Source organism: Nonomuraea sp. NPDC005692 (assembly GCF_040631115.1).
Lineage (GTDB): Bacteria > Actinomycetota > Actinomycetes > Streptosporangiales > Streptosporangiaceae > Nonomuraea.
Window position 1 is genome coordinate 968,207 of sequence record NZ_JBEXYU010000001.1, and the last position, 14,996, is coordinate 983,202.

At 72.0% G+C, this 14,996-nt stretch carries 12 protein-coding genes; 6 read left to right on the top strand and 6 right to left on the bottom strand.

Annotation, left to right across the window (positions count from 1 at the left end; translation table 11 throughout):
* The first annotated feature begins 27 nt into the window (after positions 1–27).
* Positions 28–996: a TIGR03557 family F420-dependent LLM class oxidoreductase gene (locus tag ABZ459_RS04565; RefSeq protein WP_357965755.1), complete on the top strand. Its 969-nt coding sequence runs from the start codon at positions 28–30 to the stop codon at positions 994–996.
* Positions 997–1,000: 4 nt separating this feature from the next.
* Here the strand turns inward: ABZ459_RS04565 and leuS are convergent, their stop codons facing one another.
* Positions 1,001–3,481: a leucine--tRNA ligase gene (leuS, locus tag ABZ459_RS04570; RefSeq protein ID WP_357965758.1), complete on the bottom strand. Its 2,481-nt coding sequence runs from the start codon at positions 3,479–3,481 to the stop codon at positions 1,001–1,003.
* A 504-nt stretch (positions 3,482–3,985) separates the two neighbouring features.
* Here leuS and ABZ459_RS04575 point away from each other — a divergent pair.
* Positions 3,986–5,641 carry a hypothetical protein gene (locus ABZ459_RS04575; RefSeq protein ID WP_357965760.1) on the top strand — a complete coding sequence of 552 codons (1,656 nt, stop codon included), beginning with the start codon at positions 3,986–3,988 and terminating at the stop codon, positions 5,639–5,641.
* 24 nt (positions 5,642–5,665) lie between these two features.
* Here the strand turns inward: ABZ459_RS04575 and ABZ459_RS04580 are convergent, their stop codons facing one another.
* Positions 5,666–6,907 carry a cytochrome P450 gene (locus ABZ459_RS04580; protein WP_357965763.1) on the bottom strand — a complete coding sequence of 414 codons (1,242 nt, stop codon included), beginning with the start codon at positions 6,905–6,907 and terminating at the stop codon, positions 5,666–5,668.
* Between the two features lie 229 nt (positions 6,908–7,136).
* Between ABZ459_RS04580 and ABZ459_RS04585 the strand changes: the two genes are divergently transcribed.
* Positions 7,137–8,234 carry a methyltransferase domain-containing protein gene (locus ABZ459_RS04585; RefSeq protein ID WP_357965766.1) on the top strand — a complete coding sequence of 366 codons (1,098 nt, stop codon included), beginning with the start codon at positions 7,137–7,139 and terminating at the stop codon, positions 8,232–8,234.
* A gap of 54 nt (positions 8,235–8,288) precedes the next feature.
* Here ABZ459_RS04585 and ABZ459_RS04590 read toward each other — a convergent pair whose 3' ends face one another.
* The gene (locus ABZ459_RS04590; protein ID WP_357965769.1) at positions 8,289–9,128 is read right to left on the bottom strand and encodes an alpha/beta hydrolase; all 840 of its coding nucleotides are present in this window, start codon (positions 9,126–9,128) and stop codon (positions 8,289–8,291) included.
* Between the two features lie 74 nt (positions 9,129–9,202).
* On the opposite strand from ABZ459_RS04590, the gene ABZ459_RS04595 reads away from it, so the two are divergent.
* The gene (locus ABZ459_RS04595; RefSeq protein WP_357965771.1) at positions 9,203–10,540 is read left to right on the top strand and encodes an MFS transporter; all 1,338 of its coding nucleotides are present in this window, start codon (positions 9,203–9,205) and stop codon (positions 10,538–10,540) included.
* Here ABZ459_RS04595 and ABZ459_RS04600 read toward each other — a convergent pair.
* The gene (locus tag ABZ459_RS04600; RefSeq protein WP_357965879.1) at positions 10,482–10,886 is read right to left on the bottom strand and encodes an ester cyclase; all 405 of its coding nucleotides are present in this window, start codon (positions 10,884–10,886) and stop codon (positions 10,482–10,484) included. The genes ABZ459_RS04595 and ABZ459_RS04600 overlap by 59 nt on opposite strands.
* Positions 10,887–10,933: 47 nt before the next feature.
* Here ABZ459_RS04600 and ABZ459_RS04605 point away from each other — a divergent pair, with 47 nt between their 5' ends.
* Positions 10,934–11,575, top strand: coding sequence for a TetR/AcrR family transcriptional regulator C-terminal domain-containing protein (locus tag ABZ459_RS04605; RefSeq protein WP_357965773.1), 642 nt, complete (start codon positions 10,934–10,936; stop codon positions 11,573–11,575).
* Here the strand turns inward: ABZ459_RS04605 and ABZ459_RS04610 are convergent.
* Positions 11,505–12,191 carry a TetR/AcrR family transcriptional regulator C-terminal domain-containing protein gene (locus ABZ459_RS04610; RefSeq protein ID WP_357965775.1) on the bottom strand — a complete coding sequence of 229 codons (687 nt, stop codon included), beginning with the start codon at positions 12,189–12,191 and terminating at the stop codon, positions 11,505–11,507. The two genes, ABZ459_RS04605 and ABZ459_RS04610, sit on opposite strands and share 71 nt — an antisense overlap.
* A gap of 50 nt (positions 12,192–12,241) precedes the next feature.
* On the opposite strand from ABZ459_RS04610, the gene ABZ459_RS04615 reads away from it, so the two are divergent.
* The gene (locus ABZ459_RS04615; RefSeq protein ID WP_357965778.1) at positions 12,242–13,723 is read left to right on the top strand and encodes an FAD-dependent oxidoreductase; all 1,482 of its coding nucleotides are present in this window, start codon (positions 12,242–12,244) and stop codon (positions 13,721–13,723) included.
* Here the strand turns inward: ABZ459_RS04615 and ABZ459_RS04620 are convergent.
* On the bottom strand, positions 13,698–14,951 hold the full coding sequence (locus ABZ459_RS04620; protein ID WP_357965780.1) for a cytochrome P450: 1,254 nt from the start codon (positions 14,949–14,951) through the stop codon (positions 13,698–13,700). The genes ABZ459_RS04615 and ABZ459_RS04620 overlap by 26 nt on opposite strands.
* Positions 14,952–14,996 lie beyond the last annotated feature (45 nt).

Here is a 14,996-nt window from a genome sequence, read left to right on the forward strand (position 1 = left end):
CCGGACAAACCTGGGTAGCCGGAGCACATGGTACAAATCGGCTACACCTTGATGTCCGAGCAGACCCCGGCCCGCGAACTCGTGGACTACGCCGCCACCGCCGAGCGCGTCGGCTTCGACTACGCGGTCATCTCCGACCACTACTTCCCGTGGATCGAGGAGATGGGCCACTCGCCGTACTGCTGGTCGGTGCTGGGCGCGGCGGCGCAGGTCACCGAGCGCCTGCCGCTCATGACGTACGTGACCTGCCCCATCATGCGTTACCACCCGGCCGTGGTGGCCCAGAAGGCGGCCACGATGGGGGTGCTGAGCGAGGGCAGGTTCACCCTGGGCCTGGGCGCCGGCGAGAACCTCAACGAGCACGTCGTCGGCGAGGGCTGGCCGCCGGTGGACACCAGGCACCGGATGTTCGCCGAGGCCGTGCAGATCATCAAGGAGCTGTTCAGCGGCGAGTACGTCACCTACCAGGGCGAGTTCTTCGACGTCGACTCCGCCAAGCTCTACGACCTGCCGGAGGAGCAGGTGCCCATCGGCATCGCCGCCTCCGGCGGCCGGTCGGCCGAGCTCGCCGCGGAGCTGGGCGACGTGCTGGTCATCAACGACCCGATGCCCGAGGTGGTGCAGCAGTTCCACGCGGCGGGCGGCCAGGGCAGGCCGGTCTACGGCCAGCTTCCCATCGCCTACGACACCGACCCCGAGGCCGCCAAGGAGCGGGCCCACCGGCTGTGGCGCTGGTCGGGCGTCGGCGGCTGGAAGGTCATGGCCGAGCTGCCCGGCCCGGTGAACTTCGCCGCCGCGGCCGGCTCGGTACGCCCCGAGGACGTCGCCGAGAGCGTGCCCTGCGGCGACGACGTGGACGCGGTCGTGCAGGGCGTCAAGAAGTTCGCCGACGCCGGGTACACGCACGTGGCGCTCGTGCAGATCGGGCACGACCAGCAGGAGCCGTTCTTCGACTGGGCGGAGAAGGAGCTCCTGCCGGCCCTGCGCCGGCTCTAGACGCCTACGGGACGATGTTGACCAGCTTGGGCGCGCGCACGATCACCTTGCGCGGCGCGCCCTGGAGGTAGGCGGCCACCTTGTCGGAGGCCAGGGCCAGGGCCCGCAGCTCGTCCTCGGAGATGTCGGGGGCGACCTCCAGCCGGTCGCGCACCTTGCCCGCCACCTGCACCACGCACGTGACCGACTCCTGCACCAGCAGCGCGGGGTCGGCGACCGGCCAGCCGGCGAAGGCGACCGGACCGGTGCGGCCCAGGCGCTCCCAGCCCTCCTCGGCGACGTAGGGCGCCACCAGCGACAGCATGACCGCCAGCGACTCGGCGGCCTCGCGCACCGCCGGGTCGGCCGCGCCGGGACCGGAGTCGATGGCCTTGCGGGCGGCCGAGGTCAGCTCCATCATGCGGGCCACCGCTACGTTGAAGCGCTGCGACTCGACCAGCTTGGTGACCTCGTCGATCGTGCGGTGGGTGACCTTGCGCAGCTCGGCGTCGCCGCCCTCGAACGGCACGCCGGGCTCGGCGGTCGGCTCCGACATCACGCGCAGCACGCGGGCCAGGAACTTCTGCGAGGCGGCCGGGGAGACGTCGGCCCAGTCGATGTCGTCCTCCGGCGGACCGGCGAAGATCATCGTCAGGCGTACGGCGTCGACGCCGTACGCGTCGATCTGCTGGCCCAGGTCGATGCCGTTGCCCAGGGACTTCGACATCGCCTTGCCGCCGTTGATCACCTGCCCCTGGTTCAGCATGCGCAGGAACGGCTCGGTGAAGTTCACCATGCCCATGTCGTGCAGGACCTTGGTGAAGAAGCGCGAGTACAGCAGGTGGAGCACGGCGTGCTCGATGCCGCCGACGTACTGGTCGATCGGGCCCCACTTGCGCACCTGCTCGGGGTCGAACGCCCCGTCGGTGTAGCCGGGCGAGGTGTAACGCAGGAAGTACCAGGACGAGTCGACGAACGTGTCCATCGTGTCGGTGTCGCGCTTGGCCGGGCCGCCGCACTTGGGGCACTCGACGTTGACCCACTCGGTGGCGCTGGCCAGCGGGGAGACGCCCTTGGGCGCCAGCGCCTCGCCACGCAGGTCGGGCAGCGTGACGGGCAGCTGCTCGTCGGGGACGGGCACCTCGCCGCAGTCGGCGCAGTGGATGATCGGGATCGGCGTGCCCCAGAAGCGCTGACGGGACAGCAGCCAGTCGCGCAGCCGGAAGTTGACCGCGCCGGTGCCCCGGCCCTCGGCCTCCAGGATCTCGATGATCTTGGCGATGGCCTCGGCCTTGACCAGCCCGTCGAGGGGGCCGGAGTTGACCAGCGTGCCCTCGCCGGGCGTGGCCTCGCCGGTCTCGCCGGGGTCGGCCAGGCCGGTGTGGACGACGACCTTGACCGGCAGCTCGAACTTCCTGGCGAAGTCGAGGTCGCGCTGGTCGTGGGCGGGCACGGCCATGATCGCGCCGTGGCCGTAGTCGGACAGCACGTAGTCGGCGGCCCAGACCGGGATGCGCTCGCCGCTCACCGGGTTGACCGCGTGGCGGCCCAGGAAGACGCCGGTCTTCTCCTTGTCGGTGGACAGGCGCTCGATGTCGCTCAGCTTGGCGACCTCGGCGCGGTAGGCCTCGAAGGCCGGGCGCTGCTCGTCGGTGACGATCTCGTCGGCCAGCGCGGCGTCGACCGCGACCACGAAGAACGTGGCGCCGTACAGGGTGTCGGGGCGCGTGGTGTAGACGTGGACCGGCTCGTCGCGGCCCTCGATCTCGAACAGCACGTCGGCGCCCTCGGAGCGGCCGATCCAGTTGCGCTGCATGGTCAGCAGCCGCTCGGGCCAGCCGTCGAGCTGCTCCATGTCGTCCAGCAGGCGCTGGGCGTAGTCAGTGATCTTGAAGTACCACTGCGTCAGCTCGCGGCGGATGACGTCGGCGCCGCAGCGCTCGCACTTTCCGTCGACGACCTGCTCGTTGGCCAGCACCGTCTGGTCGTTGGGGCACCAGTTGACCAGGCCGCCCTTGCGGTAGGCCAGGCCGCGCTCGAAGAAGCGGTTGAACAGCCACTGGTTCCAGCGGTAGTACTCGGGGTCGCTGGTGTGCAGGCGGCGCGACCAGTCGAAGGAGATGCCGTAGCGCCGGAAGGAGTTGGCCTGCGTCTCGATGTTGGCGTAGGTCCACTCGGCGGGGTGGGCGTTGCGCTTGATCGCGGCGTTCTCGGCGGGCAGGCCGAAGGAGTCCCAGCCGATCGGGTGCAGGACGTTGTAGCCCTGTTGCATCCAGTAGCGCGCGACGACGTCGCCGATGGCGAACACCTCGCCGTGGCCCATGTGGAGGTCGCCCGACGGGTAGGGGAACATGTCGAGCATGTAGCGCCGCTCCCGGGTGTCGGCCGCGTCCTCGCTCGCCCGGTAGGGCTCCTGTTCCTCCCATCGCTGCTGCCACTTGGCCTGCAGCGCCTGCGGGTCGTACTCACTCACGGCTACTGTCCTTCTGGCTTGACTCGGACCCATAAGAAAACCCCTCGTGCACGACGAGGGGTAGCCGCGACGGCGAGACCTCTCAGGGCCGTCGCGGCCCGCTAAGAAGCAGGGTCGCGGAACGCATGTGTCAAGCCTAGCGCACGTCTTCGACGGAATGCAGATACTCCGGCGACCGGCGCAGGCACAATAGACCCTTCAGGTCCAGCGAGACCTGATGGTGATGTATCCGTTGTGACCTCATATGTCCCTTTAGAATACTGTCGTCGCGTGGTGTACCCAGCTGAGCCAGATCGACCGGAGGGCGACCTGCCGCTGCAGGATCCGCCAACCGATCCGCACGGCTTCGCTCGTTTCGCTGCGAAACCAGCCGTATCTCCTGGAAAATCCCATGAGATCATGCCTGGTACGTCAAATCCGGATATAGCGGCACATCCGGACACAACCTCGGGAGGGCCGGCAGCAATGTCAACGGAGAATTCCGCGAGCTCCGGGGCGTCGCACCTGCCACCGTCCTGGCCGGAGGTCCGCAACGACGTGCCTTCCTCCTGGCCGTCCGGCGGGCAGGAGTCCTCCGGCGTGCCGATGTCGTGGCCGGAGGCCGCCCCGGCCCAGCCGTCCTGGCCCGAGGCCCCGCAGGCGCCCTCCTGGCCCGAGCCGCCGCGCCCCGACGCCTCCTGGCCCGACGTCCCGCGCAACGACTCACCGCGCAACGATCTCCCGCGCAACGATCTCCCGCGCAACGACTCTTCACGCAAAGACGGCCGCGCGCAGCAGCGGGGCGGCGACGCGTCGTGGCCGGAGCCGGCGCGGCCGTCCTGGCCCGACCCGCCCCGGCAGGAGCAGGGCTGGCCCGAGACCCCCCGCCAGGAGGTCCCCGTCTCCTGGCCGGAGCAGCAGCAGCAGCCGGTCCAGCCGCAGGACCCGGTGCCCGCCTGGTCGCAGCCGCCGACGCCGTCCCCCGGCGCGTGGTCCAACCTGTCCACGCCGGCGCCCTGGCCCAACAGCCCCGCCCCCGCCCCGTCGGCGTCCGCCGCCGAACCGCTGGACCGCACGGTCACGATGGGCCGCGCGCCCGGCCCGCTCGACGCCCCCGTCCAGCCCGCGCCGTCGCCGCTCGACGGGCCCGGCGCGCCGTCCGCCGTCCCGGCCGACGAGCACACCGTCATGTACGGCGGCCGGCAGGCCGACACCATGGTGGGCGACCCCTCGATGCCCCCGGGCCCGCTCGCGGCGGCCCACGTCGGCGCGCCCCCGGCCGGACCGGGCATGCCCGGCGACGGCCACCCCGACCAGCCGCGCCCCGGCTCGAACCTGAACCGCGACCCCTCCGACCCCGACCGCCGGTTCGTGACGGCCGGCCAGATCAGCGGCTCGCGCACCCCGCCCCCCGACCGTCAGCAGGAGCTCTGGAACAACGTCTTCGGCGACGAGTACCAGGGCGGCGACCACGACTCCCTGGACGACGAGCAGGGCAAGCCCATCTGGATCTACGCGCTCGGCGGCTCGGTCGTGATCGCCCTGGTCGCGGCGCTGCTGTGGGCCTTCCTCGCGGGCCCGTTGGCCGGCGAGGACACCCCGGAGGGCAAGACCGCCTCCTCCCCCGCGGCCTCGGCGGGCCCGACGAAGTCGGGCACGGGCAAGCGCTCCACCACGATCCCCGCCCTGCCCAAGTACCCGGGCAAGGCGTCCCCGGTGACCGGCCGGGTCGAGGACGCGGCGGCCGGCGTCTCCCTGCCCCGCCTGGGCGGCAGCTGGCAGCTCGACCAGCGGGCCACGGTCAAGTCCACGTTCGGCTACGACACCCGCCAGTACACGGAGGTCGCGCCCGACAAGTACGCCCAGGTCATGTCGGGCCCGCTGCCGGCGAACCTGTCCTCCCTGTACCAGGAGGACGACCTGGAGCCGGTCATCAGGCGCATGGTGCTGCAGGCGCGCAAGGACTTCTACCCCGACGGCAACAAGGTCAGGAAGATCGCGCAGCAGCCGATCAAGGTGGGCACCTCCACCGGCCGGCTCATCGCGTACGCCATGACCGCCGGCACGGAGAAGGCCACGATCGTCACGATGGCGGTCAACACCGGCGGCAGCGCGCCCGCCATCGTGTTCGTGTCGATCCCGGACGAGGGCAAGCAGCTGCTTCCGGACATCCGTACCGTGATGAACCAGCTCAAGCTGACCGCGCAGTCCTGAGCCCCGGGCGCCGCCGCGCCCGGCTCAGAACGTGCACTCCATGTGCTTGATCCCGTTGATGAACGAGGAGTGCAGGCGGTCGGGCCTGCCGCCCTCGATCTGCGGCACCCGGCGCAGCAGCTCGCGGAACATCACCGTGATCTCCCGCCGGGCCAGGTGGGCGCCGAGGCAGAAGTGCGGCCCCGGCCCGCCGAAACCGACGTGCGGGTTGGGGTGGCGGGTGATGTCGAAGCGGTACGGGTCGTCGAACACCCGCTCGTCCCGGTTCGCCGCCCAGTAGAACAGCACCACCTTCTCGCCGGCGCGGTAGAGGTGGCCGTTCATCTCGTGGTCGCGGGTGACCTTGCGGCGCATGAAGTTCACCGGCGAGGCCAGCCGGACGATCTCCTCCACGGCCCCGGGTGCGCGGCCCTCGACGTCCTGCAGCCACAGGGCGCGCTGGTCGGGGTTCTTGGTGAGCAGGCGCAGGCCGTAGGAGATGGCATTCCTGGTCGTCTCGTTGCCCGCGACCACCAGCAGGATGAAGAACGACCCCAGCTCCTGCATCGTCAGCCGCTCGCCGTCGATGTTGGCGTTGACCAGCGAGGACGTCAGGTCGTTGGTGGGGTTGGCGGTGCGGTGGGCGGCGAGGTCCTGGACGAGCTGCTGCAGCTCCATGCCGGCGGTGAGCAGGCGGGTGGCGAGCTGGTCGAGGTCGCCGCCGGTGTACTCGGGGTCGAAGCCGCCGAGGATGATGTTCGAGCGGTCGAAGACGAACCGGTAGTCGCGCTCGGGGATGCCCATCATGTCGCAGATGATCTTCAGCGGAAGGCGGGCGGCCACGTCGGTGACGAAGTCGCCGCCGGGGCCGGCGGCCACCAGGTCGTCGACGATGCGCACGGCGGCGGCGTCGACGTCCGACTCGAACTGTTTGATCATCTTGGGGGTGAACGCGCGGGAGACGATCCTGCGCAGCCGCGCGTGCCGGGGGTCGTCCATGTTGATCATGGAGCCGAAGTACTCGGTGAACTCGGCGGGCATGTCGGGGATGTTCGTCGCGCCGCCGTCGCCGGAGCAGAAGACCTCGGGGTTGCGGCTCGCCTCCAGGATGTCGGCGTGCCTGGCCAGCGCGTAGTAGCCGGGCCCCTTGGGCGCGACGGCCATCTCCATCTCCTCGAAGAAGGCCGGCGTCTCGCGGGCGCGCAACCGGTCGAACGCCGCCTCGCGCTCGCTCATGGGTCTGGCCCAGAAGTTCCGGTCCGAAAGGTCGAAGTCCAGGACGGTCATAGGGCCATCATTCGGAAAGCGACCACTTACGTCAATGGGTTCGACGTACACCGTACGTGGCTGCCGGAAAAACCGGTGGCTCGCGGGGACGGGGCTTTTGTAGGGTGCCGCGCATGACGTTCTTCTTCCTCCTCGGCTAGCGATCCGCCGGCGGGCCGTGGGCTGACCCACCGCCGGTGATGCGGGGCGGCCTGCCGCCGTCCCGGGTCGCTACGTGGGAGAAGAACAGTTGTTGCTCACCTTGGCGGTGGCCAGGGCGGTGCGTGGCACCGAACCCTTGGTCGCGGCGGAGATCAGGCGTGCCCGTCTCGGGGCCGTCGTCGGCGTCCGCCATCGGGAGGTGTGGTTCGAGGTCCGGCCCGGCGCCGGGCTCCTGGGATTGCGCACCGCGGACGACGTACTGCTGGCCGCGGCCGTGGTGGACGGGGTCGGCCACGGCCGCTCCGCGCTCGCCCGGCTGGCACGGGCGGCCCGCGGGATCGACCTCGGCGCGCCCGGCGGCCCCGACGTCGAGGTCTCGGCCTCGTTCGTGGGACGCCGCAACTACACCAGGCACGAGATCGAGGACGCCGTCGGAACCGAGCTGGCCCGGTCGTGGCGGCTGCGCTACCACTCCCGGCGGGACGGCGGCCGGCCACCCGCGGGGGCGACGGCGTGGCGGGTGACGATCGAGGGCGACCAGGCGGTCATCGCCCGGCGGGCCGGTGACCGGCCGCTGCACCGCAGGCCGTACAAGACGGCCTCGATCCCGGGCACGCTGCACCCGCCGCTGGCCGCCGCGATGGCCCAGCTCGCCGGGCTGGGCGCGGAGGGCTTCCGGGGCGTCGTGCTCGATCCCTGCTGCGGGGCGGGCACCACGCTCATCGAGGCGCACGCGCTCGCGCCGCGCGCCGGGCTCGCCAGGTTCGCCGGGTTCGACCGCGACCCGGCCGCCGTCGCCGCGGCCGCCGCGAACGCGCGGGCCGCCCTGCCCCCGGACGATCCGGACCCGTTCCGCTGGGGGCTCGCCGACGCCGGACGGCTTCCCGTGGCGGACGGAAGCGTGCGGCGGGTGCTGGTGAACCCGCCCTGGGGACGCCAGGTGCCGCCGCGCGGCCTGCTCGGGCCCGGTCTGGAAGCGTTGTGGCGGGAGGTGCGGCGGGTGCTGGAACCCGGCGGCCTGGCCGTGGCGCTGCTCCACGACGATCCCGGCGCCGGCGGGACACCGGGTGGCGCGCCGGCCGGGTTCGCGGTCGAGCAGGCGGTCCGGGTGAGCCTGTCAGGGCGCCACCCGGTGATCGCCGTACTCAGCAGGCGGGGCCGAGCCGGTCGAGGCGCCACCCGGTGATCGCGGCGGGCAGAAAGAAGGGCCGAGCCGGTCCCCACCCGGTGATCGCCGCGGTCAGGAGGCGGGGCCGAGCCAGTCGAGGATGAGGCGGTTGACCTCCGCGGGCCGTTCCAGGTGCAGGAAGTGGCCCGCGTCCGCCACCAGCTCGGCGCGCGACCCCGGCGGCAGGCTGCCGGCCGCGTCCTTGGCCATCTCCGCCCCCATGCAGCCGTCCCGCTCGCCGTGCAGGTACAGGACCGGGCCCGCGGTGGCGGGATCGACGTCCGGGTAGCGGCCCGAGGGGGGCGTGGTGCCGAGCGCGGCGCGGTAGTAGCCGATGGCCGCCGCCATGTTGGCGGGCTCGCCCAGGCTGCGCCGGACGAACGCCAGGTCCTCGGCCGGATCGTGGCCGGGCGACCAGTCCCGCCACAGCCGGTCGAGGAAGGCCGGGTCGGCGGCGGCCGGCTCGGCCAGCACGGTCTGGAACAGGAAGATGTAGAACGACCTCTTGAGCTGCTCGTACGCCAGCAACCCCGGGAGCTGCGCGCCCGGCGGCGGCACCGCGAGCGCGACGGCCCGGCGGAACCGCCCGGCCAGGGCGTAGGCGGGGAAGGCCCCCCAGTCGTGCCCGACGATCACCGCGTTCTCGTCGCCGCCGAGTTCCTCGTGCAGCGCACGCACGTCGGCGACCAGGGCCGCCTCCTCGTACGCGCCGTCGGCCGGGATCTCGGTGGGCGCGTAGCCGCGGCTGAACGGCGCGACCGCGCGGTAGCCACGTCGGGCCAGCTCGGGCATCAGGTGCCGCCAGGTGTGCGCGGTGTCGGGGAACCCGTGCAGGCACAACGCCAGCGGCCCCTCCCCCACGGTCAGATACGCGAACTCCACACCGTTGGCATGGATCGTTCTGATCTCCATGACTGCGAAACCTAGCATTCGGCTCCTTCCAGGAGTACCACTGCACAAGGGGCCTCTCATCGTGAGGAGCAGGCATGCGACGCGGATGGGTTCTCGCTCTCGCCTCACTGACCATCGTGCTCGTGGTGGTGGACCTGACCGCCGTGACGATCGCGCTGCCCGACATCCGCGCCTCTCTGGGGGCGAGCCTGGCCGAGGTGCAGTGGGTGGTGGACGCGTACGCGCTGACGCTGGCCGCCGTCCTGCTGCCCGCCGGGGTGCTGGCCGACCGGTACGGCCGCCGCCGGATGCTGGCCGTGGGCGTGACGGTCTTCACGGTTGCCTCGCTGGCCTGCGCGCTGGCCCCCACGGCCGCCCTGCTGGACGTGGCCAGGGGCGTCCAGGGCCTGGGCGCGTCCGCGCTGTACGGCACCACGACCCCGCTGATCGCCTCGGCCTACCCGGAGGGCCCGGCGCGGGGCCGGGCGCTCGGGATCTTCAGCGCGGTCTCCGGCCTGGCGATGACGCTGGGCCCGGTGGTGGGCGGCGTGCTGACGGCGACGTTCGGCTGGCGGGCCATCTTCCTGATCAACCTGCCGATCGGCGTGTTCATCCTGGTGGCGCTGCGGCAGCGGGTGCCGGAGTCGCGCGGCCGGGGTCACCTGGACCCGCTGGGCGTCATGCTGGTCGCCGCGGCGCTGTTCGCGATCATCCCGGCACTCATCCATGACGTGCCGCTGCTGCTGGTGGCCGGGCTGGCGCTGCTGGCGGCGTTCGTGCTCGCCGAGCGGCGGACGGCGACCCCGATGATCGACTTCGGGCTGTTCCGGAACCGGGTGTTCGCGGTCGGCTCGGCCACGACGCTGCTCATGCTGGCCGCGCTGCTGGGCGGCTTCACCTATCTCACCCTGTACGTGCAGGGCCCCCTGGAGGCGAGCCCGGTCGAGGCCGGGGTGCGTTTCCTGGCCTTCAGCGTGGCCGCGGTCATCGGCCCGATCGCGGTCGGCCGGGTGCTGCACCGCTGGCCCATGGGCGTGCTGATCGCCGCCGGCCCGGCGCTGATCACCGTGGCGCTGCTGGTGATGGCGATCCCGGCGGCCGGCCGGTGGACGCCGATCATGATCGGGCTGTTCCTCGGCGGCCTGGGGCTCGGCGCGGGCAACGTGGTGGCCAACCAGGTCGGCCTGACCGCGCCGATGGATCAGGTGGGCATGGCCACCGGGACGGTGAACACGCTCAAGCAGGTCGGCACGGCGGTGGGCGTGGCGGTGCTGGCGGCGCCGTACCGGTCGGGTGTGTCCACGATGTTGCTGGTGGCGGCGGGGCTGGCGCTGGCGGGCGCGCTGCTGCCGCTGACCCTGGCGGGCAGGCGGGTCAGCCGGTCTCCGGCCAGTCCCAGCCCAGCTGGAGAAACAGGCCCAGCCGGTCGCTGACCGCGCGGATCTCGCTGATCCGGCCCTCGCGCAGGGTGACCAGGAAGATCGCCTCGACCTCGAAGCTGCGCCCGGTGGGCACGGGCATGCGCGGGTGGGTGCCGGAGTGCGTGCCGGACATGCGGATCCTGGCGACCAGCTTGTGCCCCTCGGCGACGACCTCCTCGACCTCGATGTGGAACGGGTCGAACGCGTCGAGCTGCATCCGGATGCCCTCGAAGGCGGCGCCGGGCTCGTCCGGCTCGCCGAAGATGATCTTGTTGTGGTCGACGACGTCGGGAGCCAGGTAGGCGCCCAGGTCGTCGAGGCGGCGTTCGTTGACGGCGGCGAAGAAGTCGGCGATCACGGTCAACCCTCTCTCTTACGGTGTAAGACGGCAGTATCTTACGGTGTATGAGAGAGCGGATGTCAAGGGAGCGGGTGCTGGAGGCGGCGCTCGAACTCCTCGACCGCGAGGGCGCGGCCGGGCTGTCCATGCGCAAGCTGGGCAAGGAGCTGGGCGTGGAGGCGATGACGCTCTACTACTACGTGCCGAACAAGGACGCGGTCCTCGACGGGCTGGTCGAGCTGGTGCTCTCGCGCGTCACGATCGAGCCCTCCGGCGACTGGCGGGTGTGGATGCGGGCGTTCGCCGAGTCGATCAGGGCCGAGCTGCTGCGGCATCCCGCGCTCATGCCGGTGGTCGCGATCCGGCCGGTGGCCACGCCTGGAGCCCTGGGCATGGTCGAACGCGCCGCCGCCGCGCTGACCCGGGCGGGCTTCACGGCCAGGGAGGCGATGCAGCTGATCAACGCGGTGTCGACGTTCGTGATCGGGCACACGCTGGCCGAGGCCGGACCGGACAGCCCGCAGCAGCCCGACCTGGACCTGGCGGACTATCCGGTGCTGGCGCGGGCGGTCGCCGACGGCCTCGGCACGCCCGAGGACCACCGGGAGCGCTTCGAGCTGGCCGTGGCGGCCCTGCTCAGCGGACTTGCTCCGCGAACCCCCGAAGCAGGCACTCCAGCCCGAACTCGAACTGGTCGCCGAAGCTGAGGTCGTCGGCCTCGACCACCCGCCGGTTGAACTCCGGATAGGCGCCGGTGGCCATCACCTCGCGGATGTAGGGGCCGACCGCGGCCCGCCACTCCTGCTCCGACAGCCCCGTACGGCGCAGTGCCTCCCGCTCGGCCAGCTCCTTGGCCACCGCGCCGAGCACGTAGTCGCCGATCACCCCGATCACGGCGGCGGCCCGGGTGATGTCGGAGGTCAGCGGCCGGGCCGCGGACAGCGCGTGCTCCACCCGCCGCAGCGAGTTGGGCCCGAGCGCCGGCCTGCTCGTCATCAGCGCGGCCAGCCACGGATGGCGCAACACGCCCGCGCGCTGGTCGCGGGCCACCCCCGCCAGGTCGGCCCGCCAGTCTCCGGTCGGCGGGCCGGGCTCGCCCTCGCCCCACACCGCGTCGACCATGAGGTCGAGCAGCTCGTCGCGATTCTCCAGGTAGCGGTAGAGCGAGGTGGTGCCCGACTTGACCTCGCTCGCCACCCGGCGCATGGACACCGCGTCGAGGCCCTCGGCGTCGGCCACCGCGATCGCGGCCCGCACGATCGCCTCGACGCTCAGGGCCTGACGCTTCGGCGCGTACGGCTCGCGACTCCACACCAGTGACATCCGGCTCCCCCCTCTGGCCTTCATCGTACGCCTGTGGCTACAGTGTTCCCATGACGGAAACAGTGTTCCCACAAAAGGTCGACGTCCTGATCGTCGGCGGCGGCAGCGTCGGGTTGAGCGCGGCCGTGTTCCTCGCCCGCCACGGCGTGCCCGCCCTGGTCGTCGAGCGCGAGCCCGGCCCGCGGGCGCACCCCCGCGCCACCGGCGTCGGCCCGCGGACGGTCGAGCTGCTCCGCGAGGCGGGCCTTGAGCGCGCGGTGGACGAGGTGGCCATCGACATGACGAACGCGACCCTCGGCAAGATCACCGTCGACACGCTGGCCGGCGCCGACCTCGCCGCGCTCGCGGCCGGCCTGCCCGCCCGGACGCGGACGTTCGACACGACGGCCTACAGCCCGGCCCGGCTGCGCGGCATATGCCCGCAGAACCGGCTGGACCGGGTGCTGCTCGACGCCGCCCGCGAGCGCGGCGCGCACGTCGCGTACGACACCGAGCTGCTCTCCCTGGCGCAGGACGCCGGCGGCGTGACGGCGGTCGTGTCCGGCCCGGACGGGACCCGCACCCTGCGCGCCCGCTACGTGATCGCCGCGGACGGCGTGCGCAGCGGGGTGCGCGCGGCGCTCGGCATCGGCGTGACCGGCCCCGGCGCGCTCGGCCCCGAGCTGCACAACGTCATGTTCCACGCCGACCTGAGCCACCTGACCGACGGGTACGGCTTCGCGCTCGCCGAGATCACCACGCCCGACGCGCCCGGCATGCTCATGGCGATCGACGGCGAGACCGAATGGGTCTTCCACACCGCCCAGGAGCCGAGCCCCGACCTGATCAGGACCGCGATCGGCGACCCCGGCCTGAAGGTCGAGATCGTCAGCGTGCTCGGCTGGCGGGCCCGCGGCCAGGTCGCCGACCGGTTCCGCGCAGGGCGCGTCCTCCTGGCCGGCGACGCGGCGCACGCCGTGCCGCCGGCGGGCGCGTTCGGGCTGAACACGGGGGTCGCCGACGCCCACAACCTGGCCTGGAAGCTGGCCCGCGTGCTGACCGGCCGGTCGGCGCCCGCGCTGCTGGACACCTACCACGACGAACGGCGGCCGGTCGCGCTGCTGGCGCTGGAGCAGTCGCAGCTGCGTATGCGGGACCTGCGGATGCACTTCGGCTCCGGCCCCGAGGCCGCCCGGCTCAGGGCGGAGGCGGGCGGCGTGAACGCCCCGATCGTGCACGTGGGCTACCGCTACGGCGGCGCCTCGGCGGTCGAGGGCCTGCCCTCCACCGAGGACGTGACGCTCTGCCTCGACGGCTCGCCCGGCTCGCGGCTGCCGCACGTGTGGATCGGCGAGCGGTCCAGCCTCGACCTGGTCGGGCCCGATTTCAGCGTGTTCACCGGCACACCGGTGCCCGACCCGGGCGTCCCGGTGCACGTGGTCGAGGGCTGGCCGTACGGGACCGTGCTGGTGCGGCCGGACGGGTTCGTGGCCTGGCGCGGCGCGGACGACGCCCTGGCCGAGGCGGTCAGAACGTGTACGGCAGGTGCTTGATGCCGTTGATGAAGTTCGACAGCAGGAAGTCGGGCTCGCCGGCCGTCCTGATGCCGGGCAGGCGGGTGAACAGCTCGCGGAACATCACGCTCATCTCCCGGCGCGCCAGGTGGGCGCCCAGGCAGTAGTGGGGCCCCGGGCCGCCGAAGCCGACGTGCGGGTTGGGGTCGCGGGTGATGTCGAAGACGTCCGGGTCGGTGAAGACGGACTCGTCGCGGTTGGCCGAGTTGTAGAAGAGCAGCACCTTGTCGCCCTTCTTGTACGGCACGCCGTTCATCTCGTGGTCCCGGGTCAGCGTGCGCCGGAACTGGATCACCGGGGTCGCGTGGCGCACGATCTCGTCGCACGCCCGGCCGACCCGCGCGTCGAAGTCGGCCAGCAGCAGTTCCCGCTGTTCGGGATGGTCGGTGAACAGCTTCAGCCCGTAGGCGATGGCGTTGCGGGTGGTCTCGCTGCCGGCCACCACCAGCAGGATGAAGAACGACCCCAGCTCCTGCGGGCTGAGCCGCTCCTCGCCGCCCACGAGCAGGCTGACCAGGTCGCCGGTCGGGCGTTTGCGGCGCTCGTCGCCGAGGCGGGCGGCCATCCTGTTCAGCGAGTAGCCGGCGCGCAGCAGCTTGGCCAGGCCGCGGGCGACGTTGACGCGGCTGAAGTTAGGGTCGATGCCGGTGTACTCGGGGTCGGCGTTGCCGAGGATGACGTTGGTCCGCCGCAACACCGTGTCATGAAATTTCGGCGGGATCCCCATCATGTCGCAGATGACCCGTACGGGGAGCCGGGCGGCGACCTGCGCCACGAAGTCGCCCGGCCCCTGCTCGATCGCCTCGTCCACGATCTCGGCGGCGGCCCTGGCCAGGTCCTCCTCCATCTTCGACAGGATGCGCGGGGTGAAGGCCCTGGAGACGATCCTGCGCAGGCGGGCGTGGCGCGGGTCGTCCATGTTGATCATCGAGCCGAAGTAGACGCTGAGCCAGCGCGGCATGTCGGGGATGCTGTTGGAGCACGGCTCGCTGCTGAAGACGGCCGCGTTCCTGCTGGCCTCGGTGACGTCGGCGTGGCGCACGAGGGCGTGGTAGCCGGGCCCGCCGCCGATCAACGGCACGGTCTGCTCCGGCACGAAGAGGGGCCGTTCGAGCCGGCGCAGGCGGCGGAAGGTCTCCAAGCGGTCCGCCTGCGGCAGTCCCCAGAACGGTATCTGCGAGATGTCCAGATCCGCGGAGAGCGTCATACCGTACAAGCCTTGGGCAAGTGCTCACTTACGTCAAGGTCCGCC

Coding starts and splice junctions, on each gene's coding strand:
- ABZ459_RS04565 (WP_357965755.1), top strand. CDS start 28: ATGGTACAAATCGGCTACACCTTGATGTCCGAGCAGACCCCGGCCCGC.
- ABZ459_RS04580 (WP_357965763.1), bottom strand. CDS start 6,907: ATGACCGTCCTGGACTTCGACCTTTCGGACCGGAACTTCTGGGCCAGA.
- ABZ459_RS04590 (WP_357965769.1), bottom strand. CDS start 9,128: ATGGAGATCAGAACGATCCATGCCAACGGTGTGGAGTTCGCGTATCTG.
- ABZ459_RS04615 (WP_357965778.1), top strand. CDS start 12,242: ATGACGGAAACAGTGTTCCCACAAAAGGTCGACGTCCTGATCGTCGGC.
- ABZ459_RS04610 (WP_357965775.1), bottom strand. CDS start 12,191: ATGTCACTGGTGTGGAGTCGCGAGCCGTACGCGCCGAAGCGTCAGGCC.
- leuS (WP_357965758.1), bottom strand. CDS start 3,481: ATGGGTCCGAGTCAAGCCAGAAGGACAGTAGCCGTGAGTGAGTACGAC.
- ABZ459_RS04605 (WP_357965773.1), top strand. CDS start 10,934: ATGAGAGAGCGGATGTCAAGGGAGCGGGTGCTGGAGGCGGCGCTCGAA.
- ABZ459_RS04620 (WP_357965780.1), bottom strand. CDS start 14,951: ATGACGCTCTCCGCGGATCTGGACATCTCGCAGATACCGTTCTGGGGA.
- ABZ459_RS04595 (WP_357965771.1), top strand. CDS start 9,203: ATGCGACGCGGATGGGTTCTCGCTCTCGCCTCACTGACCATCGTGCTC.